We start from the raw sequence: 23,427 nt of genomic DNA, 5'->3' as shown, positions 1-23,427 counted from the left end.
CGGAAAATTGTGCGACGTTGGTCTAGGGCCTCTTGCCGCCTCGCCCCAGCTTGCCCATCATCGAGCCCATAACGACAATACCCCGGACGCTGCCGAGACAGCGCCTCAGCCATCGGACGACGATGACCACAACGCCCGCCACACTGATCGTGGTCGACGACGACCCCGAGATCCGCGAACTGCTGGTCGACTATCTGGGACGTCACGGCTACCGCGCCCTGGCCGCCGAGGATGCCGATGCCTTGCATCGTCTGTTGACGAGTGAAAGCCCCGACCTGCTGATCGTCGATATCATGCTGCCCGGCGACGATGGCTTCACCATCTGCCGCGACATCCGCCGTACCAGCGAGGTGCCGATCATCATGCTCACCGCCAGCGCCGACGAAACCGATCGCATTCTCGGCCTGGAGCTGGGTGCAGACGACTACCTGGGCAAGCCGTTCAATCCACGTGAATTGCTGGCGCGTATCAAGGCGGTGCTGCGCCGCTCCCGCGGCGGTTCGCCCGCGGACCCGGCCCGCGCCCGGCTGGTGGCCTTCGGTGGCTGGCGGCTCGATCGCATGACTCGCGAATTGATCGATGAGCGAGAACGGCGCACGCCGCTTTCCGGCGCCGACTTCCAGCTGCTGCAGGTTTTCCTCGAACGCCCTGAACAGGTGCTGTCGCGGGAGGCGCTGTACGAGTTGACCCGCGGTCGTACCGCCCCACCGCTGGATCGTTCCATCGATGTGCACGTCTGTCGGCTGCGTCAGCGGCTGGGGGAGGACGCGCATTATCATCAGATGATTCGTACCGTCCGCGGCGCGGGTTACGTCTTCACCGCCCGGGTCGAAGCGCTGACGTGAGCGACGAGGGCTACCGGCGTCGCTGGCAGCGACGCCTGGCGCGCTTTCTGCCGCGTACCCTGCGCGGACGCTTCGTGCTGATCATGCTCGTCGGCGTGTTGTCCGCCCAGCTGGCCAGCTATGTCGTATGGACCTCCCAGGTGCGCTCCAGCCAACTCGAGCAGCTCGACGAGCTGTCGCGCAACGTTGCCTACAGCGTGGCGTCGACCATGCGCTTCTTTCGTTCGCTGCCCTTCGAATACCGCCATATCGTTCTCGATCAGCTGCGCAACATGGGCGGTACGCGCTTTTTCGTCAGCGTCAACGAACGCCGCATTCCGGTCGAGGACATCGGCTCGGGGCCGGAAAAGACGCTGGTGGTAAACAACTTCCGTGAGATCCTCACCGCCGAGCTGAATATCGACGATGTGCTGGTGGAGTTCTCCCGTGCCGAGACGCTGCGCGTTTACAACAATGAGGTGCTGCTTCACGACCTGCCGCCGCGCTGGGGCCAGCACAGCCTGCTGATGGAACCGCTGTCGCCGCCGATCCTGGTGGTGCAGATGGAGCTCGGTGCCGACACCTGGCTCTACGTGGCCACCCTGCTGCCGGTACCCGACCTGTTCAACGAGCACGGCTGGTTATCCGGCGAGCGGCTGCTGGCGAGCCTGATGGTCCTGCTCACGGTGATCGGCTTGTCGCTGCTCGGCATTCGCAGCGTTACCCGGCCACTGGCACGGCTGTCGCGGGCGGCGCGCCAGCTCGGCAATGATCTCGATGCACCGCCGCTGCGTGAGAGCGGGCCGCGCGAGGTGGCGGCCACGGCGGTGGCGTTCAACCGCATGCAGGAGCGCATTCGCGAACAGGTCGACGAACGTGAGCGCCTGTTTTCGGCCATTTCCCACGACCTCAAGACACCCATCACTCGGCTGCGCCTGCGCGCCGAGATGCTCGACGATCCGGTGCAGCGCGAGCGTTTCTGTGCCTCGCTGGATGAGCTCGATCTGCTGGTCAAGGGGGCGCTGGCATCGGTGAAGGGCTTCGACCTGCACGAGGCGGTAGAGGAGGTGTACCCGCGAGCCGTGCTCGAAGAGCTGGCCGGTGAGCTGGCGTTGCAGGATGGAGAGGTTAGCGTTTGGGGAGATGCCGAAACGCTCTGGATAAAGCCGCTGGCCTTCAAGCGCTGCCTGGCGAATCTGCTGGAGAATGCCGTCTTCTACGGCCGGCTTGCCGAGGTGACGCTGATCGACTCGCCGCGGCGGCTGTCGGTCGTCATCCGCGACCATGGCCCCGGTATCCCCGAGGCCCAGCGCGAGCGGGTCTTTGCCCCCTTCGTGCGCCTGGAACCCTCACGCAGCCGTAACACGGGAGGCAGCGGCCTCGGGTTGGGCATCGCTCGGCATATCGCCCGTGCCATGGGCGGCGACATAACGCTTGCCAACCATCCCCAGGGCGGGCTCGAAGTCACCCTGATGCTGCCGCGATCGCGAGATGTTACGCCGTTGTAATAGTGTCGCAATGCTTTGCAGGACTAGGTAACCCCATGCCTGGCTGCCCTCGGTTAACGTTACTGATACTCCGGTTACGGCCGGTCTCAATAACAACAGCAGGAGCATGCCAATGACCTCGTTCGACAAGTCGACTCTCGCCCTGGCCATGGCCGCGGCAGCTTCGCTGACGTTCTCCAGTGCCCATGCCGCCGAGGTGGAAGTGTTGCACTGGTGGACCTCCGGCGGTGAAGCACGCGCCGCCAATGTGCTCAAGGATCTGATGGAAGCCGAAGGCTACGGTTGGGAGGACTTCGCCGTGGCCGGTGGTGGCGGTGAAACCGCCATGACGGTGCTCAAGTCCCGTGCCATGTCGGGCAACCCGCCGTCGGCGGCACAGATCAAGGGCCCGGAGATCCAGGAGTGGGGCGAGCTTGGCCTGCTAGGGGAGCTCGACGAGGTGGCCGAGTCCGAAGGCTGGGATGAACTGTTGCCGCCGACGGTGGCAGAGATCATGCGTCACGATGGCCACTACGTGGCGGTGCCGGTCAACGTGCATCGGGTCAACTGGCTGTGGGCCAATCCCGAGGTGCTCGAGCAGGCCGGTGTGGAAATGCCCACCACCCTCGACGAGCTGTTCGCGGCCGGCGCGGCGATTCGCGAGGCAGGCTTCATCCCCCTGGCCCACGGCGGCCAGGCCTGGCAGGACGCTACCGCGTTCGAGAGCGTGCTGCTGGCCACCGGCGGCATCGAGTTCTACCGGCAGGCGCTGGTCGAACTCGATGAAGACGCCCTGGGCAGCGAGCAGATGGTCGAGGCGCTGGAAACCTTCAAGCGTTTGCGCGAGCTGATGGATGACGACATGTCCGGCCGCGACTGGAACGTCGCAACCTCCATGGTCATCAACGGCGATGCCGGCATGCAACTGATGGGCGATTGGGCCAAGGGAGAATTCACCGCCGCCGGGCTCACCGCCGGCGAGGACTACCTGTGCGCCGCGGCGCCGGGCACTCAGGACGCCTTTACCTTCAATATCGACAGCCTGGCTATGTTCCGCGTCGAGGGCGAGGAGCGAGAAGCCCAGCATGCCCTGGCGCGGCTAGTGCTGGAGCCGACTTTCCAGGAGGCCTTCAATCAGGCCAAGGGCTCCATTCCGGCTCGCCCCGATCTCGACATGGGCGAGTTCGACCAGTGCGCTCAGCGCTCCATGGATGACTTCCAGCGTACCGCTGACGAAGGCGGCCTGGTACCCAGCATGGCCCACGGCATGGCGGTGCGTGCCGACGTGCAGGGCGCCATCTTCGACGTGGTGACCAACTACTTCAATTCGCGTGACATGGCCGCCGAAGAGGCCGCCCGGCGCATGGTGAATGCCGCCCAGGCCGCTCTCTAGGCCTGCCCTGCCTCTAGATGGGGCCGGGCCGCCAATATCCAGCCCCGGCCCCCGGTGGCACGCCGCTCACGTTCGAGGTTAACGTTATGACCCTGTCGCGTTCCATGGCGAAGCCGGCATTAGGCGCCGGCGCCAGGCGCAGCCATGCCGGTGTGCTGCAGGCCTGGCTGCCCAAACTGGTACTGGCACCGTCGGTCGCCATTTCGCTGCTCTTCGTTTACGGCTTCATGCTGTGGACCTTCATTCTTTCGCTGACCAACTCTCGCATGCTGCCCAGCTACGAGTTCGTCGGCTTCGCCCAATACGCACGCTTGATGGCCAACGACCGCTGGTGGGTGGCGTCGACCAATCTGGTGGTGTTCGGCGGCCTTTTCGTGGCGATCTGCCTGGCCCTGGGGCTCGTGCTCGCCATTCTGCTGGACCAGCGCATCCGTCAGGAGGGCGCGCTGCGCACCATTTATCTCTATCCCATGGCGCTGTCGTTCATCGTCACCGGCGTGGTGTGGAAGTGGCTGCTCAATCCAGGCCTGGGCATACAGGCCATGGTGCGTAGCTGGGGCTTCGAAAACTTCCGCTTCGACTGGCTGGTGAACCCCGACATGGCGGTCTACACCCTGGTGATCGCCGCGGTGTGGCAGGCTTCCGGTTTCGTCATGGCGCTGTTTCTCGCCGGCTTGCGCGGCATCGACGACAGCATTCTCAAGGCCGCTCAGCTCGACGGTGCCAGCCTGCCGCGTATCTACTGGCGGGTGGTCATCCCGTGCCTGCGTCCGGTGGTGTTCAGCGCGGTGATGATCCTCTCTCACATCGCCATCAAGAGCTTCGACCTGGTGGTGGCGCTCACCGGCGGCGGGCCGGGATACGCCTCGGATCTGCCGGCCACCTTCATGTACGCCCACGCTTTCACTCGGGCGCAGATCGGGCTGGGTTCGGCCAGCGCCATGCTGATGCTGGGCGGCGTGCTGGCGATTCTGATTCCCTATCTCTACTCCGAGCTGAGGAACCGCCGCCATGGATAACGTCATTCGTCACCGTACCCTGGGGGCTCGGCTGGGTCGCGTCACCCTGTATGCCGTACTGTTACTGGCCGCGCTGTTCTACTTGCTGCCGCTCGCGGTGATGCTGATCACCTCGGTCAAGCCGCTGGCCGAAATCACCCCCGGTACGCTGCTCTCACTGCCCCGGGAACCTACGCTCGCCCCCTGGTCCAAGGCCTGGGGCGAGGCCTGCACCGGCATGCGCTGCGAGGGGGTGGGAGTCTACTTTCTCAACTCCATCGCCATCGTGGTGCCGGCGGTGCTGATATCCACGGTGATTGGCGCGCTCAATGGCTATGCCCTGACCAAGTGGCGCTTCAAGGGCTCGGAGCTGCTCTTCGCGTTGATGCTGTTCGGCTGCTTCATTCCGTTCCAGGTGGTGCTGCTGCCCATGGCGCAGACGCTGGGCTGGCTGGGGTTGTCGAGCTCCCGTGCAGGTCTGATCCTGGTCCACGTCATCTTCGGTATCGCCTTTACCACGCTGTTCTTTCGCAATTTCTACGTGGCGGTGCCCACCGAGCTGGTGTCGGCGGCCAAGCTCGACGGTGCCGGATTCTTCCGCATCTTCTGGCGCATCCTGCTGCCCGTATCGGCCCCGATCATCGTGGTATCGGTGATCTGGCAGTTCACCCAGATCTGGAACGATTTCCTGTTCGGCGTGGCTTTTTCGGCCCATAACACCCAGCCGGTCACGGTGGCACTCAACAACCTGGTCAATACCTCGACCGGGGCGCGTGAGTACAACGTCGACATGGCGGCGGCGATGATCGCCGCGCTGCCCACGCTGATCGTCTACGTACTGGCAGGTAAATATTTCGTCCGCGGTCTCACGGCCGGCTCGGTCAAGGGCTGAGCAACGCACAACATGAGGTTTTCGACATGGCAGCGCTTGAAATCAACAACGTATGCAAGGATTTCGGCAGCGAGCAGGTGCTCAAGGACGTCAGCCTGGCAATCGACTCCGGGGAGTTTCTGATCCTGGTGGGTCCCTCCGGCTGCGGCAAGTCGACGCTGATGAATGCCATCGCCGGGCTCGAGCCGGTCACCTCCGGCGAGATCCGCATTGCCGGCGAGGACGTCACCTGGCAGACCCCGGCGGAGCGCGACATCGCCATGGTGTTCCAGTCCTACGCGCTCTACCCGAGCATGACGGTGCGCCAGAACATCAGCTTCGGCCTGGAGATGCGCAAGGTGCCCAAGGCCGAGCGTGAGGCAGCGGTGGAACGCGTCGCGGACCTGCTGCAGATCTCTCATCTGCTCGAGCGCAAGCCCTCGCAGCTCTCCGGCGGCCAGCGCCAGCGCGTCGCCATGGGCCGCGCCCTGGCCCGCGAGCCCAAGGTATATCTCTTCGACGAGCCGCTCTCCAATCTGGACGCCAAGCTGCGCGTGGACATGCGCACCGAAATCAAGAAACTTCACCAGCGCCTGGGGACCACCATCGTCTACGTCACCCACGATCAGATCGAGGCGATGACGCTGGCCGACTGCATTGCGGTCATGCGCGATGGCCGGATTCTTCAGTTAGGCTCCCCCGACGAGGTTTACAACGATCCCGTGGATCTGTTCGTCGCCGGCTTCATGGGGTCGCCCTCAATGAATTTTCTTGCCGCCACGCTGGAGGCGCAGGCGGGGGAATACCGGCTGCGTGTGGACACGCCGGGGGAGGAGAGCCTGCGGCTCCCCTGGCCGCGTGAGCGCGAAACACCGGTCATGGCCGAGCGGATCGGGCAGACGGTGATTCTTGGGCTGCGACCGGAACATTTCGCCGAGGATGACGCCCGGCTCGGCGAGTTTGCCGAAGGCGTGGCGTTCACGCCGCGTATCGGCGTGGTGGAGCCCACCGGAGCCGACATACTGCTGCAGCTGAAGCTGGGCGAGGGTGAGGTCACGGCGCGGGTCGGCCCCAAGTGTCGGGCGAAGGCGGGCGAGCGTCTGGCACTGCGCATCGACATGGGCCGTGCAGTGCTGTTCGACAGCGAGACGGAAAGGCGCCTGGCCTGAGGCGATGATGCCAGGCCCCCGGCCCGTAGGCCGGCGGCCTCGTGCGGGGCCGGCTCAGCGCACGGTGATTACCGTGCATTCGGCGACGTGACTGACCTTGTGCGACACGCTGCCCACCACCAGCCCGCGCAGGTCGCTCAGGCCACGGCTGCCCATGACGATGGCTTCGACACCGCGACGGCGCGCTTCGCTGACGATGGTGCGTGCGGGGTCGCCCTGGCCGATCACCGTCTCGACCTGGGTCACGCCCTTGGCGCGCGCCGCTTCGGCTGCCTTGTCGACGACCTGCTTGCCGATATCTTCGCGCTCCTGGCGGGAGGCCTCGATGGCGATGGCGCCGATTCCCCAGACCAGGGTCGTCTCGTGGGAGAGCTCCTCGGGAATATGCAGCACATGCAGAGTGGCATCGGCTTGAGTGGCCAGCTGACAAGCAACGTCGAGCGCTTTCTTGGCGCCTTCGGATCCGTCGACGGGTACCAGGATGGACTTGAACATGGTGCTTTCCTTCTGCGCGAATTGAGTCATGGCGTACTAAGAGCGTAACGCCTGTTGGCGCAAGTGTCATGACCGGGATCAAGTCAGGCCCCGATAGGCCCGCTACTCCGGTTTTTCCAGACGCCGCAGCTGCTGCCAGAGCTCGCTGCGCAAGTCGGCCATACGCGGCGCTTCGCCCTCGGCGAACACCAGCGGACGGGTCAGGCGCTGGGTGCGCAGCCCGAGACGGGCGGTGAGCAGGCCCACCCCCATGCCCTGGCCAGCGCGCGCCGAGAGGCGTCCGGCCAGATTCAGCGAGAGCAGTTCCACGCCGGCATCGCTGGCCATCTCGGTGGCCCCGGCAAACGCCATGTTGTAGAGCACGTTGCGCAGCAGGCGCAGGCGGCTGGCGTAACCCAGTTCCAGGCCATACAGGCGGCAGATACGGTCGATCATGGCCAGGCTGCGCCATGCCACAAGGAACATGTCGACCAGTGTCAGCGGACTCACCGCCACCATCACCGCCGTTTCTCCGGCCATGCGCGATATCATGCGTCGGGCTTGACGGTCGCGGGGGGCCAACAGGTGATGAGCCAGGAGCTGCTGGATTTCGGCGCCGCCGTGATGCGGCTCCCGGGCGGCCACGAATGCCTGCCAATGGGGGTGATCGTCGTCCAGGCGCAGCTGCCGCTTGAGTACCTTCGCCAAGTCCAGCGCTTCAGCAGCATCCACGTCAGGTAGCCGGGCCAGCTGGGTGCGTAGGGCGTCATGTCGCTTCAGCCGGCGCAGCCGCCAGGCTTCACGCAGCAGCGCTCCGGCACCCAGAGCGACGGCACTCAGCCCCAGCAGGTGCCAGGCGCCGCTGAGCCAGTCACCGCCGAGCAGGGCGGCGGGCAATCGCAGGGCCAGCTCGACGCTCCCCAGGACGATCCCCCCACCGAGCAGCGCGAGCAACCCCCAGCGACGTTTGCGTGGACGGCCAAGGCTAGCCTCCAGGTCGCGTTCAGGCCGGCTTGTCGAGGGGGCTTCCACCGCCCGGCTGGGTAGCTGACTGTCGAAGTCCAGGCGGGGGCGCGGCGACTCGCCGGGTGCCATCGGCTCGTCGAGGGTGAAGCGACGGGCCGGCTGCGGGTCGTCGCCCTGCGGTTCGTCACGGCGATCGCTCATTTCAGCTTGTCTCCGATCAGCCAGTCCAGTGCGGCATCGAGCCGAATGTGGGGTAAGGCGCCGCCTTCACGAGGAGCGGGGCGGAAGGCGCGGAAATCGAACCCTTGGCGGGACCAGAATTCGGCCTCGGGCAACTTTGCCGGAACCTCGCCGGGAAACACCAGCACCTCTTCGCCTTCGAGGGTGGTGCCGCGCAGCGCCGGGGTACGTACGTTCTGATGGCTCACTTCATGTGCTTCAGTCGCGCGTATTGCGGCCAGCGATAGTGCCTTCACCGGCACGTTGGCATAGCGCAGGTCCTGCAGCGGTTCGGCAAGCAGCGCCTCGAGCAGGGCGCTGAGCTTTGCATGCTGCTCGGGCGTGACGTGGTCGGCCTTGGTGGCGGCAATCGCCAGGCGGTCGATGCGCGGCGCGAACATCCGTGAGAGCAGGCTGCGTTTGCCATAGTCGAAGCTCTGCATCAGCGTGGCCAGCGCCTGGGAGAGGTCCTCGAAGCGCTCCGGCCCGGCATTCAGCGCACCGAGCACGTCCACCAACACGATCTGACGGTCGAAGCGGCGAAAGTGGTCGCGATAAAAAGGCCGCACGATATGCTGCTGATAGTGGCGAAAGCGGGCGGCCAGGGTGGCATAGACGCTCTCCGGCGGCAGTTTGGCCAGCGCTGAATCGTCAGCATCGGCCAGTGCCGGTAAGGGAAAGAACTGCAGCACCGGTGCACCGTCGAGATCACCGGGCAGCAGGAAGCGGCCCGGCTGCAAATTGGCAAAGCCTGCTTCTCGGGCCGCCTGCAAGCTCCTGGCATAAAGCGCGGCGACATCGGCAAGTTCGGCTTCATTGGCTTCAGCGGCAGGGTCGAGTCTGGCAGCGAGTCGCTCCCACTCTGCGAGCAGAGCACGGCGCTGTTGCCCGGCACCGTCCAACATGGCGCGACTCCAGCTCAGGTAGTCATGCCCCAGCAGCGGCAAGTCGAGCAACCATTCACCGGGGTAGTCGAACAGGTCGAGGTTGAGTTCGGCGGTTTCGCTGCGCAGCAAGCCGCGCCGTGCCGGGCGGTAGCGGATCGACAGGCGCAGTTCGCTGATGCCGCGTGTCGGCTCGGGCCAGGCCGGGGGTTGGCCGTCGAGTGCCGCCATGGCCTGGTCGTAGGGAAAGCGCGGTACGCCGAGATCGGGCTGACTGACCCGGCGAGCGCCCAGCAGGCGTCCCTCGCGAGCCGCAGGCATCAGGTCCAGGCGTGCCTCCAGCCCGGCATGGCGCAGCTGGTTGACCAGCGATGTGAGAAAGGCGGTCTTGCCCGACCGCGAGAGCCCGGTGACCGCCAGGCGCAGCTGACGGTCGCGGCCGCGTTCGATCAGGTTGGTCAGCTCCCGAGTGAGCGACTGGCGCATTGGCGAGAAATTCCTTCACAGCAGTGTCAGCCGCTAATGTGAGGGTCTTGGCGGCGTCTGGCAAGGCGCTGCCAGGCCAGCAGTGCGATCGGTACCAGCGACAGCGGCACCAATACGGCATTGAGCAGCGTCCAGCCGAGCAGGTTCACCAGTGGGCCTGCCAGCAAGGCAGTGATCGCCACGGTGGAGAACACCAGGAACTCGTTGGCGGCCTGGGTGCGAGCCTTTTCCACCGGCCGATACGCCTCGGTGAGCAGCCCGGTGGCCGGCAGGAAGGTGAAGTTCCAGCCCAGCCCGAGCAGGATCAGCGCGAAATGAAAACCCGCCACGCCGGCCTCGATCTGGGCGGCCAGGCCGCTGGCTGCCAGCAACACGCAGCCTGCGACGATCATGCGGGGGGCGCCGAAGCGCGCCGTGAGGTGTCCGGTAGCGAACGAGGGCAGGAACATCGCCAGCACGTGCCACTGGATCGTGGTGGCGACATGGTCGAAGTGATGGCCGGCCCCGGCCATTGCCAGCGGGGTGGCGGTCATCGCCAGGTTCATCACGCCGTAGCCGATCAGTGCGGAGAGCACAGCCACTACGAATACCGGCTGACGTACGATCTCGCCGAGCGCCCGCGGCTGGCCGTCGCCATGGGTCTTCTCGGGCGGGGGCAGCCGAGTTATCAGCAATACCAGCAAGGCCACCAGGTAGAGCGCTCCCAGCCCGATGAAGCTACCAAGGAAGGGCGTGACGGCCGCTTCGCGACTGATGCGAGCCAGCCAGGGGCCGAAGAAGGCGGCCAGCACGCCGCCACCCATCACCAGACCGATGGCTCTGTCGCGCAGTGCCAGGGGAGCGGCTTCCACGGCGGCAAAACGGTAGAGCTGGCCGAAGCCGATGCCGATGCCGATCAGCCAGGTGCCCAGCATGAAGAGCATGAAGGCCTCGGCCACCAGGGCCTGGGCGGCCACCACCACGCCCACGAGTCCGAGCGAATTGCCCAGCAGGAAGCCGCGCTTACGCCCCAGCCGGGCCATGATCAGCGAGGCGGGAATGGTGGCGCACATCAACCCCAGCCATTGGGTGGCGACCGGTGCGGTGGACCATGCCGGGTCGGGGGCGAGACGTGCGCCGATCAGCGGTGAGATCGCGATCAACAGAATGTTGCCGCTTACCAGCAGGGCCTGGCACAGCGACAGCAGCATGACATTGAAGGGCATGATGGCCTCCTGGAGGCGTTTATCTACCGTTCGAGGCAGAATGCGCGGTAGCTGAAGAGACGATGGCTTGAGCTGTTGGGCCGAAGCGCTGGTAATACAGCGTGGGGGAAATGCCATAGTGCCGTTGGAACAATCGTCGCAGCTGCTCGGCACCACCGAGCTGCCACTGGCGTGCGAGACGCTCCAGCGGCGGCGGACGTTCGCTGACCACCAGGGCCAGGCGGGCCTGTTCCAGGCGCAATCGGGTCAGGTAGGTGCCCGGGGTGGTGGCGAGCTGCTGGCGGAACAGGCGCGACAGGTGGCGCGGTGTGACACCTATCGATTCGGCCAGCTCTTCCAGGCGATGGGGAGCGCTGGGGTCGGCATGGAGCCGATCGAGTAGCCGGCGCAGCGCTCCGCTGGCGCGGTGCTGGGTGGCCAGTATTTCACTGAACTGCGACTGTCCGCCGGGACGGCGCAGGAACAGTACCAGCTCGCGGGCGACCTGCCCGGCCAGGGCGCTGCCGTGGTCGGCTTCGAGCAACGACAGGGCCAGGTCGATGCCGGCGGTGACGCCGGCACTGGTGAAGCGGCCGCCAGACTCGACATACAAAGCATCGGGTACGACCTCGATCGAGGGGTATTCGTTGGCCAACTGGGCGCAGTACCGCCAGTGTGTGGTGGCCTGGTAGCCATCCAGCAGCCCGGATTCGGCGAGCAGGAAGGCGCCGGTGCAGATCGAGCCCAGCCGGCGAACCTGCCGTGCCTGCCTGCGTAGGACATCGAGCAGCTCCGGACGCTGACGCTGGGCGGCGACACCGCGCCCACCGGCAACGATCAGCGTATCCAGTGCGCCAAGCGTCGAGAGGTCGCGCCAAGCGGTGTCGGCCAGCAAGGGAAGCCCGCTGTTGGTCGCCACGCTGCCCGGCGCATCGGCAGCCAAGTGCAGGCGATAGAGGACACGGCCGCTCAGGTCATTGGCCGAGGCGAAGACCTGCCACGGACCGGTGACATCGAGCAGCTGACAATCGGGGTAGGCGAGGAGAGCGATGGAGCGCGACATGGCGATCTCTCACGACGAGACGTTTACGAGTCTCCATCGGCTCGGGCATGTCTGCAATGACGAATATCCCACCGATAAGGACATCCCGGTTTTCCTTTCACTGGCCCGACAGGCCCTGGACCCACAGCGGGGTGGTGGCAACGAGAAAGCCGAGCCCGGCCAGAGCATAGCCCGGCCAGCGTTTCTGCTGGCGCTTCTCCCGGCGCTGGGCCAGGGTCAGGCCGAGAAGGCAGATCACCAGACCGATGAGATTGAAGACGAAGGTGAACATGCCGAGCATGGGCGTCATGGTGTCTCCCGTGATAAGCGGAGGGTGAAAAAAGCGTGCCTCAAGTCCATGATATCAGGACCGTTGATCAGGAGGACACGACATGAGCGAGGGCTTGCCCGACCGCGACGCGGTGATCGGGTTCTGGTTCGAGGAGCTCGAGCCAGCCCAGTGGTTTCGTAAGGATGCCGGGCTCGACGGCATGATTCGCGAGCGCTTTGGCGCGCTGCATGCCGCAGCAGCGGAGGGCGAGCTATGGTCCTGGCGCGACACGCCACAGGGCCGACTGGCCGAAATTCTGGTTCTCGATCAGTTCTCGCGCAATCTCTATCGCGACGAACCCAGAGCATTCGCCCAGGATGCCATGGCGTTGGTTCTGGCCCAGGAGGCCGTTGCCCAGGGGGCGGACGAGGCGCTCGCGGTCTCCTGGCGCAGTTTCCTCTATATGCCTTACATGCACAGCGAATCGCTCAAGGTGCACGACGAAGCGCTGCGGCTGTTCGACCAGCCGGGGCTGGAAGACAACCTGCGCTTCGAGCACCTGCATCGGGACATTCTGCTGCGTTTTGGGCGCTATCCTCATCGCAACGCCATACTCGGGCGTGAGTCCAGCGCAGAGGAACTCACCTTTCTCGAACAGCCGGGTTCGTCATTCTGAGCTACTCTTTGCTGGTAAGCTGCGCATGGGCACCAGCCTATTCCCCTCAAGGGGCATGAAACGATCAAAGGGAGAGGAGAGACGACATGGGACTTATTGCCTGGCTGATCATCGGTGGGTTGGCGGGCTGGATCGCTGGCAACATCATGCGGGGTGGTGGATTCGGCATCTTGGCCAATATCGGCGTAGGTATCGTGGGAGCCGTGATCGGTGGCTTCCTGTTCAGTCTGCTAGGGCTGCAGGCTGGAGGCTTCGTCGGCTCGCTGGTCACGGCGACAGTGGGCGCGGTAGTGCTGCTGTGGATCATTTCCAAGGTACGCCAAGCGTAGCCAGGAAGGGTAAGAAGCTTCGGCCCGGGCTGTCGCCCGGGCCGATTCATGTGCGCCGTAGGTTCGCGAGCAGATGAAGGCTAGAAGGTATAGCTCACACCGATGACGGCCACCGGGTAGACCGGCCATTTCTTGGCCTCGTCCTCGAGTCGACGCTCCTCCTGGCGAAGCTCCTGGCGCAAGAGTCCCGCTCCTGGCAGGTCCGTGTCCTCGTAGCCGATCGACGTTCTCAGCGATACGTCCGGATCGGTGGGAATCACGCCGACTTCGGCGAACACGCCGAAGCCGCTGCGATGCGACTGTCGCCAGCCCACCCCGGCATAGGGCTGCACGCCGTCGGCGAGGGTCATGGTGCCATTCAGAGTGCCGATCTCGTCGGCCGAAAAGCTCTGGCCGTCGATGTTGAGGTCATGGCGCGGGCGGCCCACGATGTCGGCATCGATATCCGACAGCATGAGACCGGCGCTGAGGAAGAAACCGCCGGCAAAGGGGTAATAGTCCAGCGTCAGCTTGCTGGCCGCCAGGTTGACGTCGCCGTCGTAGTCGACGTCGCTGGTGCTGTAGTCGGTGTTCCACTCCAGCCCGCCGGTGTAGCGCGCCGAGACCCCTAGACGATCGGTGAAGCGCCACGCCACGTCGGCGCCCACGCCGGTGGTCCCGGCAACGGCTCCCAGGGTCAGACGGGTCTCCTGGGCATGCGTGTGCGCCGTGCCAAGCAGGCACAGGGTGGCGACCAGGCCGGTGGCGGTCATCCTTTTCATCAGCTCGTTCCTCGTTTTTTCTTGATTTGCGGTGCAGCGCCGCTTCGTCTCGTCGCTTGCATTATCGGCAGGCAAGCGTGTGGGCTTAAGCCGATAAATGTTTTCTTTTGTTCCGATAGCCTTGGCTGATTGGCGACTCCGGCAGGCGAAGCTACCTTGAATGTCGATGCTAGAAGATCTGCGCAGAGCCAATAGGCCATGGCAGAGCATCGCTTGATGCAGATATGGACGGACCGACACGCCTAAAGGAGCTCGAGCATGGCGAAGAACCCCCACACCACCTCGAATAGTGGCAAGCCCAACGACACGGACTTCAAGACGACCGAACACAGCAAGTCCGAAGCCCTGGAAAAGTATCGTAGCGATGCCACGGGGCACGACCTGCGGACCAATCATGGTGCGCGTATTGCCGACAACCATAATTCGCTGAAGGTGGGCGAACGGGGACCGACGCTGCTCGAGGACTTCATCTTCCGCGAGAAGCTCAACCATTTCGACAACGAGCGCATTCCGGAGCGCATCGTGCATGCGCGCGGCGCCGCGGCGCACGGATACTTCCAGCCTTACGAGAACGCCGCTCAGTACTCCAAGGCAGGGCTGTTTCAAGATGCGGCCAAGAAGACGCCGGTGTTCGTGCGCTTCTCCACGGTTCAGGGCGCGCGCGGTTCCAACGACACGGTACGCGACGTGCGCGGCTTCGCCACCAAGTTCTATACCGACGAGGGCAACTGGGACCTGGTGGCCAACAACATGCCGGTGTTCTTCATCCAGGATGCGATCAAGTTTCCCGACTTCGTTCATGCGGTGAAACCAGAGCCGCATAATGAAATCCCCCAGGGACAATCGGCTCATGACACCTTCTGGGACTTCGTCTCGCTGATGCCGGAGTCGACTCACATGGTGCTGTGGACCATGTCCGACCGCGCCTTCCCGCGCCACTATCGCAACATGGAAGGCTTCGGCGTGCACACCTTCCGCCTGATCGATAGGCTGGGTACGTCGCGCTTCGTCAAGTTCCACTGGAAGCCCCTGGCTGGCACCTGCTCGCTGATCTGGGACGAAGCGCAAAAGCTGTGGGGCCGCGATCCCGATTTCAATCGCCGCATGATGTGGGAGGATATCGAGAACGGCGACTTTCTCGAATATGAGTTCGGCATTCAGGTCATCGAGGAAGAGGACGAGCACAAGTTCGACTTCGATCTGCTCGATCCCACCAAGCTCATTCCCGAGGAGCTGGTGCCGGTAATCCCCATCGGCAAAATGGTGCTCAACCGCAATCCGGATAACTTTTTCGCCGAGACCGAGCAGGTGGCCTTCAATCCCGCCCATATCGTGCCGGGGATTGATTTCAGCAACGACCCGCTGCTACAGGGTCGACTGTTTTCCTATCTTGATACCCAGATGCTGCGCCTGGGTGGGCCCAACTTCAACGAGCTCCCCATCAACCAGCCGGTCTGTCCGGTGCACAACAATCAGCGCGACTCCATGCACCGCCAGACCATCAACAAGGGTCAGGCTTCCTATGAGCCCAACTCGATCGATGACGGCTGGCCCACTGAGACCCCGGCGGGGCCTGAAAACGGCGGCTTCGAGTCCTATTACGAGCGCATCGACGCACACAAGGTACGTGCCCGCAGCCCTTCGTTCGGCGACCACTACTCCCAGGCCACGCTGTTCTGGAACAGCCAGACCGAGGTGGAGAAGGAGCACATCATCGCGGCCTATACCTTCGAACTGTCCAAGGTTCAGCGGCCCTGGATTCGCGAGCGGGTGATCAAGGAGATACTCCCCAACATCGACCTTGAGCTGGCGCGCCGAGTAGGTGAGGAGCACGGCATCGAGGCGCCTACCGAGAAACCTGCAGTACCCGAGCAGCTGGGCAAGAGCAGCCAGCTCGAGTCGCCCGCCTTGAGCCTGATGGCCCGCCTGCCAGGCAACATCCAGTTCCGCAAGGTGGCGATCCTGGCCGCTGACGGTGTCGATGCCGATCAGGTCGAGACGCTCAAGAAGAAGCTCGAGGCGGAAGGAGCCGAGGGCTTGGTCATCGCTCCTAGCATGGCGCCGGTAAAGGCTGCCGGTGGCAAGAGCGTCACGCCCGATGCCATGCTCAACGGCATGCCTTCGGTGGCGGTGGATGCGGTTATCGTGCCCGGTGGCAGCGATAGCGTTGACGCGCTCGCCCAGTCGGGGCTTGGACGCTATTACGTGCAGGAAGCCTACAAACACCTCAAGGCCATTGCCGCCGTGGGTGACGGCAAGGTGTTACTGGACGCGGCGGGAGTTCCCACCGGCGAAGAGGGCGTGCTGACAGGCGCGGCGGTGGACGATGTATTCACCGCGTTGCGTGATGCCATGGGACAGCATCGGGTGTGGTCGCGCGATGCCAAGGCGAACGATATGCCGGCGTGAACTTCGTAACGCCAAGACGAGCGTCCCGCTGAATCTCCCCTGGCGGGACGCTCTCCTGGCGGGCATCAGGTGTTCAGGCGTTCGACGGCACTCGATACCTGTTTGGCACCTTCCAGCATTTCATGAACCACTCGGGTGACCTCGGACAGCTTCTGCTGGGTTGAACTGCTTTGCGATGATGCCAGCGAAATCTTGTTCGTGGCGGCCAGGGTCAGCTCGGCGTTTTGGCTCAGCACCCGAGTAATATCGGCAGCGGCTCCTCCCGCCTGCTGAGCTAGTTTGCGTACTTCGCTGGCAACCACGGCGAAACCCTTGCCATGTTCGCCCGCGCGTGCGGCTTCGATGGCGGCATTGAGCGAAAGCAGGTTGGTCTGCTCGGCTACCCGTGAAATCGCTGCGGTAATCCGGTTGATATCGTTGGCTTGGGCATTGAGCTGGTTGAGTATTTCCTCGAGGCTGACGATCTCCTGGTTGGCCCGCTCGGAGTCGTCGACCGCTTCACCCAGGCGCTCCAGGCCGCTGACGGCAATCTGCTCGGTTTGCGTTGCCACGCTGCTTGCCGATTCGACGGCCTCGCGCGCAGCCTCAGCTTGGCGAATGCGCGGTGTGATGTCGGTGGCGAATTTCACCACTTTGAAGACGTTACCATCGATATCGAAAACGGGGTTATACGTCGCTTCGATCCAGATCGATTCGCCTGATGAAGTAAAGCGTTCGAATTGCCCGGCATTGAACTGCCCGGCGCTCAGCTTGGACCAGAAATCCGGGTTCTGCCGATAGAAGAGATCATCACAGAAGATTCGGTGGTGCTGTCCTATGACCTGGGCGGCAGTGTAGCCCAACGCCTTGAGGAAGTTGCTGTTGGCCCTCAGGATCTCGCCTTGCGGCGTGAACTCTATGACCGCCATGGAGGCATCGAGGGCACTGAGCACGGCTTCCTTGGAGAGTGCTTCCTGCTGTTTGGCGGTAACGTCCAGGGCGATCTTGATGACGCCCGTGACCTTGCCGCTGCGATCGCGCACCGGACAATAGGTCGCTTCGAGCCAGACCGTATCGCCGGACTTGGCGATACGCTGAAAAGTCCCCGCTTGCTGGATGCCTTGGGCAAGCTCATCCCAGAAGCGCGAATAGCTCCCGCTCTTTAGAAGGGACTCCGAACAGAATATTCGATGGGACTGTTTCTTTATCTCGTCGAGGGAGTAGCCCATGCATGAAAGAAAGAGCGCATTGGCATCCACCACTTCCCCTTCAGGAGTGAACTCCACATAGGCCATGCTTTGCTTGATGGCTGCCATCTTGGCAGAGCGGGAAGTCGGGGGCAGCCAGTTCATCGAAAATTACCTCAGCTCAGGGTGGGCTTACTCGCTTATCGGCCCGCTGAAGCAAAACTTTACTTTTTTTTACTTGACTTAAACAGTAGTTTGAAATAAAGGGGGCTGAACCTGGCCAGCGATGCGCTGGCCAGGTTCGTGTTGCTGCGGGTAGGGCGGGGTCTTGCGGGTAGGGCTGGTAACGGTCAGCACTTAGCAAGGATAAGGATCAAGCGGTAGCCTTGCTGCCGACCAGCTCCTTGAGAGCGGCTTCGACAATTTCCAGGCCCTCTTCGAGTATCTCGTCCTCGATGGTGACCGGCATCAGGAAGCGGATGGTGTTGCCGTACAGTCCGCAGGAGAGCAGTATCAGCCCCTTTTCACGAGCCTTCTTGCACAGCGCGGCGGCCAGATCGGCATTCGGCGTGTGCTTGGCCTTGTCAGACACTAGGTCGATGGCTGCCATTGAGCCCATGGTGCGGCCATTGTCGACGCAGTCGAAATCGCTCTGCCACTGGGAGAAGCGCTTGGCCAGCTTGTCCCCTAGCGCCTGACTCTTCTCGAGAATGTTCTCCTCCTCGAAGACGTCAAGCACGGCCAGGGTGGCGGCGCAGGAGAGCGGGTTGCCGGTGTAGGTGCCGCCCAGGGAGTTGCCCCCGGAAGCATCCATCACCCGGTCGGTGCCGACCACGGCGGAAATCGGCATGCCGGCGGCCATGCTCTTGGCCATGGTGATGATGTCCGGCTCGACGCCGCTGTGCTCGATGGCGAACATCTTGCCGGTCCGACCGAAGCCCGACTGCACTTCGTCGACGATCATCAGCATGCCGTGCTCGTCGCAGATCTCGCGAATGGCCTTGAGGAAGCTGGCCGGTGCCGGGTAGAAACCGCCCTCGCCGAGCACCGGCTCGAGCACGATGGCGGCGGTATCGCGGGGGTTGGCGTCAGTCTTGAGGGTCATCCTGAGGCCGCGCAGCGCCTCGTCTTCGCTGACGCCGTGATAGGGCACGGGGTAGGGGGCGCGGAAGACGTTGCCTGGCATGGTGCCGAAGTCGGTGGCGTAGGGCGCGACCTTGCCGTTCATGGCCATGGTCATGAACGTGCGGCCGTGGTAGCCGCCGTCGAAGCAGATCACGTTGTTCTTGCCGGTGGCGGCACGGGCAATCTTCACCGCATTTTCCAGCGCTTCGGCACCGGAATTGGCCAGCATCACCTTGGCGTGGCCGCGAACGGGAGTGATCTGGCTCAGGCGCTCGGCTACCTTCACATAGCCGTCATAGGGCATCACGGTCTGGCAGGTATGCATGACGCGGTCGAGCTGCGCCTTGACGGCTTCCACCACCTTGGGGTGGCGATGGCCGATATTGAGCACGCCGATGCCGCCGGCGAAATCGATGATGCGGTTGCCGTCGGCGTCCCAGATCAGTGCGTTCTCGGCGCGATCGGCGAACTGGGTGGCGGGGCTGGCGGCGCCGTTGGCGACATAGCGCTGCTTGAGTTCGTTGAGCTGTGCGTTGTTCATTTGTCTACCTCCTTGGAAAGACACTGCTGGCGATCACAAGCCGCCGACACAAACGTATTTTAGTTCAGTGAATTCATCCAGGCCGTGGTGTGAGCCCTCACGGCCCAGCCCCGACTCCTTGACGCCACCGAAGGGCGCAAGCTCAGTGGAGAGAATTCCCTCGTTGACGGCCACCATGCCATATTCGAGCCCCTCCATCACATGCCAGATCCGGCGGTAGTCGCGAGCGTAGAAATAGGCCGCCAAGCCGAATTCGGTAGCATTGGCCATGGCGACGGCCTGCTCATCGGTTTCGAAGCGAAATACCGGCGCCAGCGGGCCGAAGGTTTCCTCGCGTGCCACACGCATCTCCTCGGTGACGTCGGCCACCACCGTCGGTTGGAAGAAGGTGCCGCCCAAGGCATGGGGCTTGCCACCGCACACCAGCCGGCCGCCTTTCTCCAGGGCATCGGCGATGTGGGACTGCACTTTGTCTACCGCCGCCTGATTGATCAGCGGGCCCTGGACCACGCCATCCTCGAGGCCGTCGCCTACCTTGAGCTGGGCCACGCGGGTGGCGAGTTTTTCGACGAAGGCGTCGTAGATGCCGTCCTGAACCAGCAGGCGGTTGGTGCAGACGCAGGTCTGGCCCGAATTGCGATATTTCGATGCCACTGCGCCCTCCACGGCAGCGTCCAGATCGGCGTCGTCGAAAACGATGAAGGGCGCGTTGCCACCGAGCTCCATGGACGCTTTCTTTACCGTTCCGGCACACTGGGCGAGCAGACGTTTGCCCACTGCAGTGGAGCCGGTGAAGGAGACCTTGCGTACTCTTGGGTCGGTGGTCAGCACTTCTCCGATCTCGGCGGGACGGCTTGCGGTGATCACGTTGAGCACCCCGGCAGGGAAGCCGACATCCTCGGCGAGCTTGGCCAGGGCGAGCGCGGTCAGCGGCGTGGCCTCGGCAGGCTTGATCACCACCGGGCAGCCGGCTGCCAGGGCGGGCGCGCACTTGCGGGTGATCATCGCCAGTGGGAAATTCCACGGCGTGATCGCCGCCACCACGCCTATCGGTTCGCGAAATACCAGGATGCGCTTGTCGACGCCGTGGCTCGGCAGGGTCTCGCCGGCCATGCGCTTGGCCTGTTCGGCATAGAACTCCACGAAAGAGGCGCCATAAGCCACTTCGCCGCGGGATTCCGCCAGCGGCTTGCCTTGCTCGAGTGTCATCAGACGGGCCAGCGACTCCTGGTGGGCCATGATGGCATCGAACCAGGCGCGCAGCAGGGCAGAGCGATGCTTCACGGTTTGGCGCCGCCAGGCCGGCCAGGCCGCTTGCGCTGCCGCTACGGCTTCCCGAGCATCGTCTGCAGTGAGGTCAGGCACGCTGGCTAGTGTCTCGCCGTTGGCGGGGTTGGTCACGGTGAAACGCCGTTCGGCGTCGCGCCACTGACCATTGATATACGCCTTGTCGCTGAAGATGTCGTCAGGGAGGGACATGGAGGCTCCGGTGTTGATTATCTTGTTTCGTGAGTGTGCATTATTTAAAACGCCCAGCCAAGAGCCGAAGAGGGGCGAGACACGCTTTTTTCCTCTGCCAGGTCATCGGCGCGCGCGACGCTTTCCGCTACACTAAGCGCCGGTTCGGGTGGCCTTAGCCACCCCTTATGCAGTTAGAACGTCGAGGTGAGACTTGGTCGATCCCCTTTCCGCCTGGTGGGCTCAGCAGCTGGTCCTGTGTGACTGGGCTTTCGAGCCCGAGCCCGACATGATCGAGGCCCACGTGGCCAGTGCCAGGCTGCATGCGCTCGGCGTTACCGATCGCGGTGAGCTGGGCTGGCGGCTGATCGAAGCCTTTGGTACGGAGACGGCCGATCCTGCTCGTCTATTGTCGTCTCTCGAGCTGATCGCTCTGGCTGGGTCGGCCAACTGGCTCAGCCAGCCGCGCCTGCGCAGCTGGCTGGTGCGGCTGGCCGAGGAGATCACCAGCCGCCACGCCAATCTCGATGCCTGGCTCGAGGCGCTGCGGCACGCCAAGAGTAGTGAGGGCTGGGTACGTGGCGACGATGGCTTTTGTGACGCCTGTGAAGCCTTGGCGGCGCTCGAGCGCGATGGCGAAGGCGTTACCTGGGGGGCCGTGTCCGAATGGGTCGCCCACCAGCGTAATGACGCTAGCCAGACGCTTTGGCCCAATGCACCGGATGAAGGGGTATGGCGCCTGAGGGCGGCCTTTTCACCGATACTGGATGTCCCCCCCGGTGAGATGGATTGGCCCGACGTCATCGAATGGATGGGCCGCTTCTGGCAGCTGCAGGGGCGCGACGACCTGATTCAGAGCCTGCTGTGGTTGGCCGGTTACGGCCATCGGCAGGGCTGGGATCTCGATGCGGCTCGCCTGTTGGCGGCTTCCAGCGCGGAGCGGCAGGATTGGCTGGCCGGACTCGAGGCGACCGAGGGAGACTACGGCCGTGTGCTGCTGGCTTTCGTGGAGCGCGGTGAGCCGCTGGAGTGGGCGGCCTGGGACTGGCTGCGATTGGTCGATCTGGCTTGGGCCGGCGCCTGCGCCGGATGGCTTGAGGTCGCCGAGGCCCAGGCATTGGCCACCCATGCCGCCGATCTGATCACGCGCCGCTATAGTGATTGGACGGCGCTGGCACGTGCCTATCAGCGGGGCTGCAGCCTGTTCGAAGGGCGTGACCGGTTGAGTGACATGCAGCGCGACTGGGAGCTGTTGCTGAATGCTCCGGTCAGCCCTTGGCGGGTGCCGTTGCCGCAGCTGCTCGATGAAGAAGAGCGCGAGGCCTCGCGGAAATCGATCAAGGCCTGGCGGCAATCGGCCAGGCACTGGGTGCTGGCGATCGCTTCGGTTCGTGAGCCCGAGTACGGCATGCGCCAAGGAGTCGCCATCGGGGTCTCCAAGGAGAGGCGCGACGAGGCGTTACGCTATCTCGAAGAGACTCTCGGCCTGCATCCCGATGAGGGCGTGGAAGCCTTGACGCGTTACTGGCTGCCCGCGCAGGCGCATCACCTCAATCAGCTGGCTGCCGATGCCGCCCATGGCGCCCTGCCTGGCACCGAGACCCCGTTTGGCCGCCCCGCATCCTCAGACCGCGCTGCGCTCGAGGCGCTGAAGAAGGGCAGTCGCCACGCGGCGACCATCCACATGGCCGAGAAGTACGCCTTCTATCTTCAGATGGCCATGGACAGCGAGGCGTTCGACTCCCAGGCGCTGGCGGCTCTTGCCGATGCCCTGCGTGGCACCCTGTGTCGGTTCTATCCGGACGCTCGGCGCCTGCTGGAGGCCTGGGCACAGTGGGAGGCACTGCTCCCCGAGGGAGAGCATCCGCCGCTGGTCAACGAGATACGCTGGCACCTCGAGGACCCTGGCAGCCCGTTCCACTGGCTGGACTGGCGTTCGTCTCAGTGGCAGGAGCCAGGGCCGCGCCCGAGTCTTTCCCGTTTTACGGCAATGGCGCTGGTAGGGCCGCTCAACAATGCCGCCTGGAGCGAGCCGCATGTCGAGAGCGAGCGCGAGGCGGTGTCGATCCGCGAGTGGATCGACGGCCATTACGGCCTGCATGGGCAGCGTGAGCTGAGCGAGTTCCTCGATTTTCTGCTCGAGGCGGGCGATCGTCAGGAGTATCTGATCAATTACGCACCCTATACCTTGAATTCGCAGCGGCTGGCATCGGAGATTGCGATGCTGGACAGCGGCGACTGCAGCGAAGAAGACCGCACCCACCTGCTGCGCCTGCAGCGGGTACGCGACGATACCGATGGCTGCAACGATCTGGACATGACCGCGTGGGACGTGGCTCAGGCGGTGGACCTGGCCATTGCCGGGCGTCAGCTGGGTTGGCTCGACGGTGAAGCCTTCAGCAGCGTGCTCGAGCGTGCCCATGCGCTGGCAGCCACCCATTACGGCAGTTGGGAAGCCTATGCCACTGGTCTCTACACCGGTTTCTCGTTCTTCATGGGCGAAACACCCGAGCGTGAAGCCTTTCTGGCCAGCTTTCGTCAGGCTCTCGTCGCCTGGCTTTCCGGCGCGCCGCCCCTGGCGGGTCCTTGGGCGAGCCTGGACTTTCCGGGTGCGAGAGCCAGGCACTGGGCACCCATGCATATCGATACGTTACCCGGTGATGTCAAAACGCTACATTAGTACTCGCCCTCGTC

The 23,427-nt window shown here is 64.0% G+C and carries 20 protein-coding genes; 10 read left to right on the top strand and 10 right to left on the bottom strand.

Annotated features, from left to right (window positions below):
- The first annotated feature begins 122 nt into the window (after window positions 1-122).
- From AC2VNO_RS09970 to AC2VNO_RS09945, 6 genes are all read left to right on the top strand, one after another.
- Window positions 123-845: a response regulator gene (locus AC2VNO_RS09970; protein ID WP_486933990.1), complete on the top strand. Its 723-nt coding sequence runs from the start codon at window positions 123-125 to the stop codon at window positions 843-845.
- 83 nt (window positions 846-928) lie between these two features.
- On the top strand, window positions 929-2,332 hold the full coding sequence (locus AC2VNO_RS09965) for an ATP-binding protein (RefSeq protein WP_486934044.1): 1,404 nt from the start codon (window positions 929-931) through the stop codon (window positions 2,330-2,332).
- 112 nt (window positions 2,333-2,444) lie between these two features.
- Window positions 2,445-3,704: an ABC transporter substrate-binding protein gene (locus AC2VNO_RS09960; protein ID WP_486933989.1), complete on the top strand. Its 1,260-nt coding sequence runs from the start codon at window positions 2,445-2,447 to the stop codon at window positions 3,702-3,704.
- Window positions 3,705-3,808: 104 nt separating this feature from the next.
- On the top strand, window positions 3,809-4,723 hold the full coding sequence (locus AC2VNO_RS09955; RefSeq protein WP_486934043.1) for a carbohydrate ABC transporter permease: 915 nt from the start codon (window positions 3,809-3,811) through the stop codon (window positions 4,721-4,723).
- On the top strand, window positions 4,716-5,594 hold the full coding sequence (locus AC2VNO_RS09950; RefSeq protein WP_486933988.1) for a carbohydrate ABC transporter permease: 879 nt from the start codon (window positions 4,716-4,718) through the stop codon (window positions 5,592-5,594). The genes AC2VNO_RS09955 and AC2VNO_RS09950 overlap by 8 nt, the downstream gene beginning before the upstream one ends.
- Window positions 5,595-5,620: 26 nt before the next feature.
- Window positions 5,621-6,742, top strand: a complete 1,122-nt coding sequence (locus AC2VNO_RS09945; RefSeq protein ID WP_486933987.1) for an ABC transporter ATP-binding protein — start codon at window positions 5,621-5,623, stop codon at window positions 6,740-6,742.
- Between the two features lie 54 nt (window positions 6,743-6,796).
- Here AC2VNO_RS09945 and AC2VNO_RS09940 read toward each other — a convergent pair whose 3' ends face one another.
- The 6 genes from AC2VNO_RS09940 to AC2VNO_RS09915 all read right to left on the bottom strand — a co-directional run bounded on the left by AC2VNO_RS09940 (window position 6,797) and on the right by AC2VNO_RS09915 (window position 12,307).
- Window positions 6,797-7,237, bottom strand: a complete 441-nt coding sequence (locus tag AC2VNO_RS09940; protein WP_228579454.1) for a universal stress protein — start codon at window positions 7,235-7,237, stop codon at window positions 6,797-6,799.
- Window positions 7,238-7,339: 102 nt separating this feature from the next.
- Entirely contained in the window at window positions 7,340-8,383 is a 1,044-nt protein-coding gene (locus tag AC2VNO_RS09935; protein WP_486933986.1) for a YcjF family protein, read from the bottom strand.
- Entirely contained in the window at window positions 8,380-9,771 is a 1,392-nt protein-coding gene (locus AC2VNO_RS09930; RefSeq protein WP_486933985.1) for a YcjX family GTP-binding protein, read from the bottom strand. The genes AC2VNO_RS09935 and AC2VNO_RS09930 overlap by 4 nt, the downstream gene beginning before the upstream one ends.
- Window positions 9,772-9,797: 26 nt before the next feature.
- Window positions 9,798-10,976: an MFS transporter gene (locus AC2VNO_RS09925; RefSeq protein WP_486933984.1), complete on the bottom strand. Its 1,179-nt coding sequence runs from the start codon at window positions 10,974-10,976 to the stop codon at window positions 9,798-9,800.
- Window positions 10,977-10,995: 19 nt separating this feature from the next.
- Window positions 10,996-12,018 carry a GlxA family transcriptional regulator gene (locus tag AC2VNO_RS09920; protein ID WP_486933983.1) on the bottom strand — a complete coding sequence of 341 codons (1,023 nt, stop codon included), beginning with the start codon at window positions 12,016-12,018 and terminating at the stop codon, window positions 10,996-10,998.
- A 97-nt stretch (window positions 12,019-12,115) separates the two neighbouring features.
- On the bottom strand, window positions 12,116-12,307 hold the full coding sequence (locus tag AC2VNO_RS09915; RefSeq protein WP_486933982.1) for a hypothetical protein: 192 nt from the start codon (window positions 12,305-12,307) through the stop codon (window positions 12,116-12,118).
- An 82-nt stretch (window positions 12,308-12,389) separates the two neighbouring features.
- Here AC2VNO_RS09915 and AC2VNO_RS09910 point away from each other — a divergent pair, with 82 nt between their 5' ends.
- Together AC2VNO_RS09910 and AC2VNO_RS09905 are read left to right on the top strand one after the other, a co-directional pair.
- Window positions 12,390-12,944 (top strand): DUF924 family protein, encoded by a 555-nt coding sequence (locus tag AC2VNO_RS09910; RefSeq protein ID WP_486933981.1) that lies wholly within the window; start codon window positions 12,390-12,392, stop codon window positions 12,942-12,944.
- A gap of 86 nt (window positions 12,945-13,030) precedes the next feature.
- A complete protein-coding gene (locus tag AC2VNO_RS09905; protein WP_228579444.1) occupies window positions 13,031-13,273 on the top strand; it encodes a GlsB/YeaQ/YmgE family stress response membrane protein in 243 nt (80 codons plus the stop codon).
- An 80-nt stretch (window positions 13,274-13,353) separates the two neighbouring features.
- Here the strand turns inward: AC2VNO_RS09905 and AC2VNO_RS09900 are convergent, their stop codons facing one another.
- The gene (locus AC2VNO_RS09900; protein WP_486933980.1) at window positions 13,354-14,034 is read right to left on the bottom strand and encodes a hypothetical protein; all 681 of its coding nucleotides are present in this window, start codon (window positions 14,032-14,034) and stop codon (window positions 13,354-13,356) included.
- Between the two features lie 258 nt (window positions 14,035-14,292).
- Between AC2VNO_RS09900 and katE the strand changes: the two genes are divergently transcribed.
- Window positions 14,293-16,443, top strand: coding sequence for a catalase HPII (katE, locus tag AC2VNO_RS09895; RefSeq protein ID WP_486933979.1), 2,151 nt, complete (start codon window positions 14,293-14,295; stop codon window positions 16,441-16,443).
- A gap of 65 nt (window positions 16,444-16,508) precedes the next feature.
- On the opposite strand, the gene AC2VNO_RS09890 is transcribed toward katE, so the two are convergent.
- The 3 genes from AC2VNO_RS09890 to AC2VNO_RS09880 form a co-directional block, all read right to left on the bottom strand.
- On the bottom strand, window positions 16,509-17,774 hold the full coding sequence (locus AC2VNO_RS09890) for a methyl-accepting chemotaxis protein (RefSeq protein WP_486933978.1): 1,266 nt from the start codon (window positions 17,772-17,774) through the stop codon (window positions 16,509-16,511).
- Between the two features lie 208 nt (window positions 17,775-17,982).
- Window positions 17,983-19,275: a 4-aminobutyrate--2-oxoglutarate transaminase gene (gabT, locus tag AC2VNO_RS09885; protein ID WP_228578292.1), complete on the bottom strand. Its 1,293-nt coding sequence runs from the start codon at window positions 19,273-19,275 to the stop codon at window positions 17,983-17,985.
- A gap of 33 nt (window positions 19,276-19,308) precedes the next feature.
- Window positions 19,309-20,754 carry an NAD-dependent succinate-semialdehyde dehydrogenase gene (locus AC2VNO_RS09880; RefSeq protein WP_486933977.1) on the bottom strand — a complete coding sequence of 482 codons (1,446 nt, stop codon included), beginning with the start codon at window positions 20,752-20,754 and terminating at the stop codon, window positions 19,309-19,311.
- 193 nt (window positions 20,755-20,947) lie between these two features.
- Between AC2VNO_RS09880 and AC2VNO_RS09875 the strand changes: the two genes are divergently transcribed.
- Window positions 20,948-23,413: a DUF1266 domain-containing protein gene (locus AC2VNO_RS09875; protein WP_486933976.1), complete on the top strand. Its 2,466-nt coding sequence runs from the start codon at window positions 20,948-20,950 to the stop codon at window positions 23,411-23,413.
- Window positions 23,414-23,427: the final 14 nt, after the last annotated feature.

The sequence above is a fragment of the Halomonas sp. TH-94 genome, from assembly GCF_057473365.1.
The sequence above is the reverse complement of the archived record's forward strand: the minus strand, read 5'-3'. Positions and strand labels throughout refer to the sequence as shown.

Coding starts and splice junctions, on each gene's coding strand:
- AC2VNO_RS09905 (WP_228579444.1), top strand. CDS start 13,031: ATGGGACTTATTGCCTGGCTGATCATCGGTGGGTTGGCGGGCTGGATC.
- AC2VNO_RS09965 (WP_486934044.1), top strand. CDS start 929: ATGCTCGTCGGCGTGTTGTCCGCCCAGCTGGCCAGCTATGTCGTATGG.
- AC2VNO_RS09935 (WP_486933986.1), bottom strand. CDS start 8,383: ATGAGCGATCGCCGTGACGAACCGCAGGGCGACGACCCGCAGCCGGCC.
- AC2VNO_RS09945 (WP_486933987.1), top strand. CDS start 5,621: ATGGCAGCGCTTGAAATCAACAACGTATGCAAGGATTTCGGCAGCGAG.
- AC2VNO_RS09920 (WP_486933983.1), bottom strand. CDS start 12,018: ATGTCGCGCTCCATCGCTCTCCTCGCCTACCCCGATTGTCAGCTGCTC.
- AC2VNO_RS09970 (WP_486933990.1), top strand. CDS start 123: ATGACCACAACGCCCGCCACACTGATCGTGGTCGACGACGACCCCGAG.
- AC2VNO_RS09940 (WP_228579454.1), bottom strand. CDS start 7,237: ATGTTCAAGTCCATCCTGGTACCCGTCGACGGATCCGAAGGCGCCAAG.
- AC2VNO_RS09960 (WP_486933989.1), top strand. CDS start 2,445: ATGACCTCGTTCGACAAGTCGACTCTCGCCCTGGCCATGGCCGCGGCA.
- AC2VNO_RS09910 (WP_486933981.1), top strand. CDS start 12,390: ATGAGCGAGGGCTTGCCCGACCGCGACGCGGTGATCGGGTTCTGGTTC.
- gabT (WP_228578292.1), bottom strand. CDS start 19,275: ATGAACAACGCACAGCTCAACGAACTCAAGCAGCGCTATGTCGCCAAC.
- AC2VNO_RS09890 (WP_486933978.1), bottom strand. CDS start 17,774: ATGAACTGGCTGCCCCCGACTTCCCGCTCTGCCAAGATGGCAGCCATC.
- katE (WP_486933979.1), top strand. CDS start 14,293: ATGGCGAAGAACCCCCACACCACCTCGAATAGTGGCAAGCCCAACGAC.
- AC2VNO_RS09880 (WP_486933977.1), bottom strand. CDS start 20,754: ATGTCCCTCCCTGACGACATCTTCAGCGACAAGGCGTATATCAATGGT.
- AC2VNO_RS09915 (WP_486933982.1), bottom strand. CDS start 12,307: ATGACGCCCATGCTCGGCATGTTCACCTTCGTCTTCAATCTCATCGGT.
- AC2VNO_RS09900 (WP_486933980.1), bottom strand. CDS start 14,034: ATGAAAAGGATGACCGCCACCGGCCTGGTCGCCACCCTGTGCCTGCTT.
- AC2VNO_RS09950 (WP_486933988.1), top strand. CDS start 4,716: ATGGATAACGTCATTCGTCACCGTACCCTGGGGGCTCGGCTGGGTCGC.
- AC2VNO_RS09955 (WP_486934043.1), top strand. CDS start 3,809: ATGGCGAAGCCGGCATTAGGCGCCGGCGCCAGGCGCAGCCATGCCGGT.
- AC2VNO_RS09930 (WP_486933985.1), bottom strand. CDS start 9,771: ATGCGCCAGTCGCTCACTCGGGAGCTGACCAACCTGATCGAACGCGGC.
- AC2VNO_RS09925 (WP_486933984.1), bottom strand. CDS start 10,976: ATGCCCTTCAATGTCATGCTGCTGTCGCTGTGCCAGGCCCTGCTGGTA.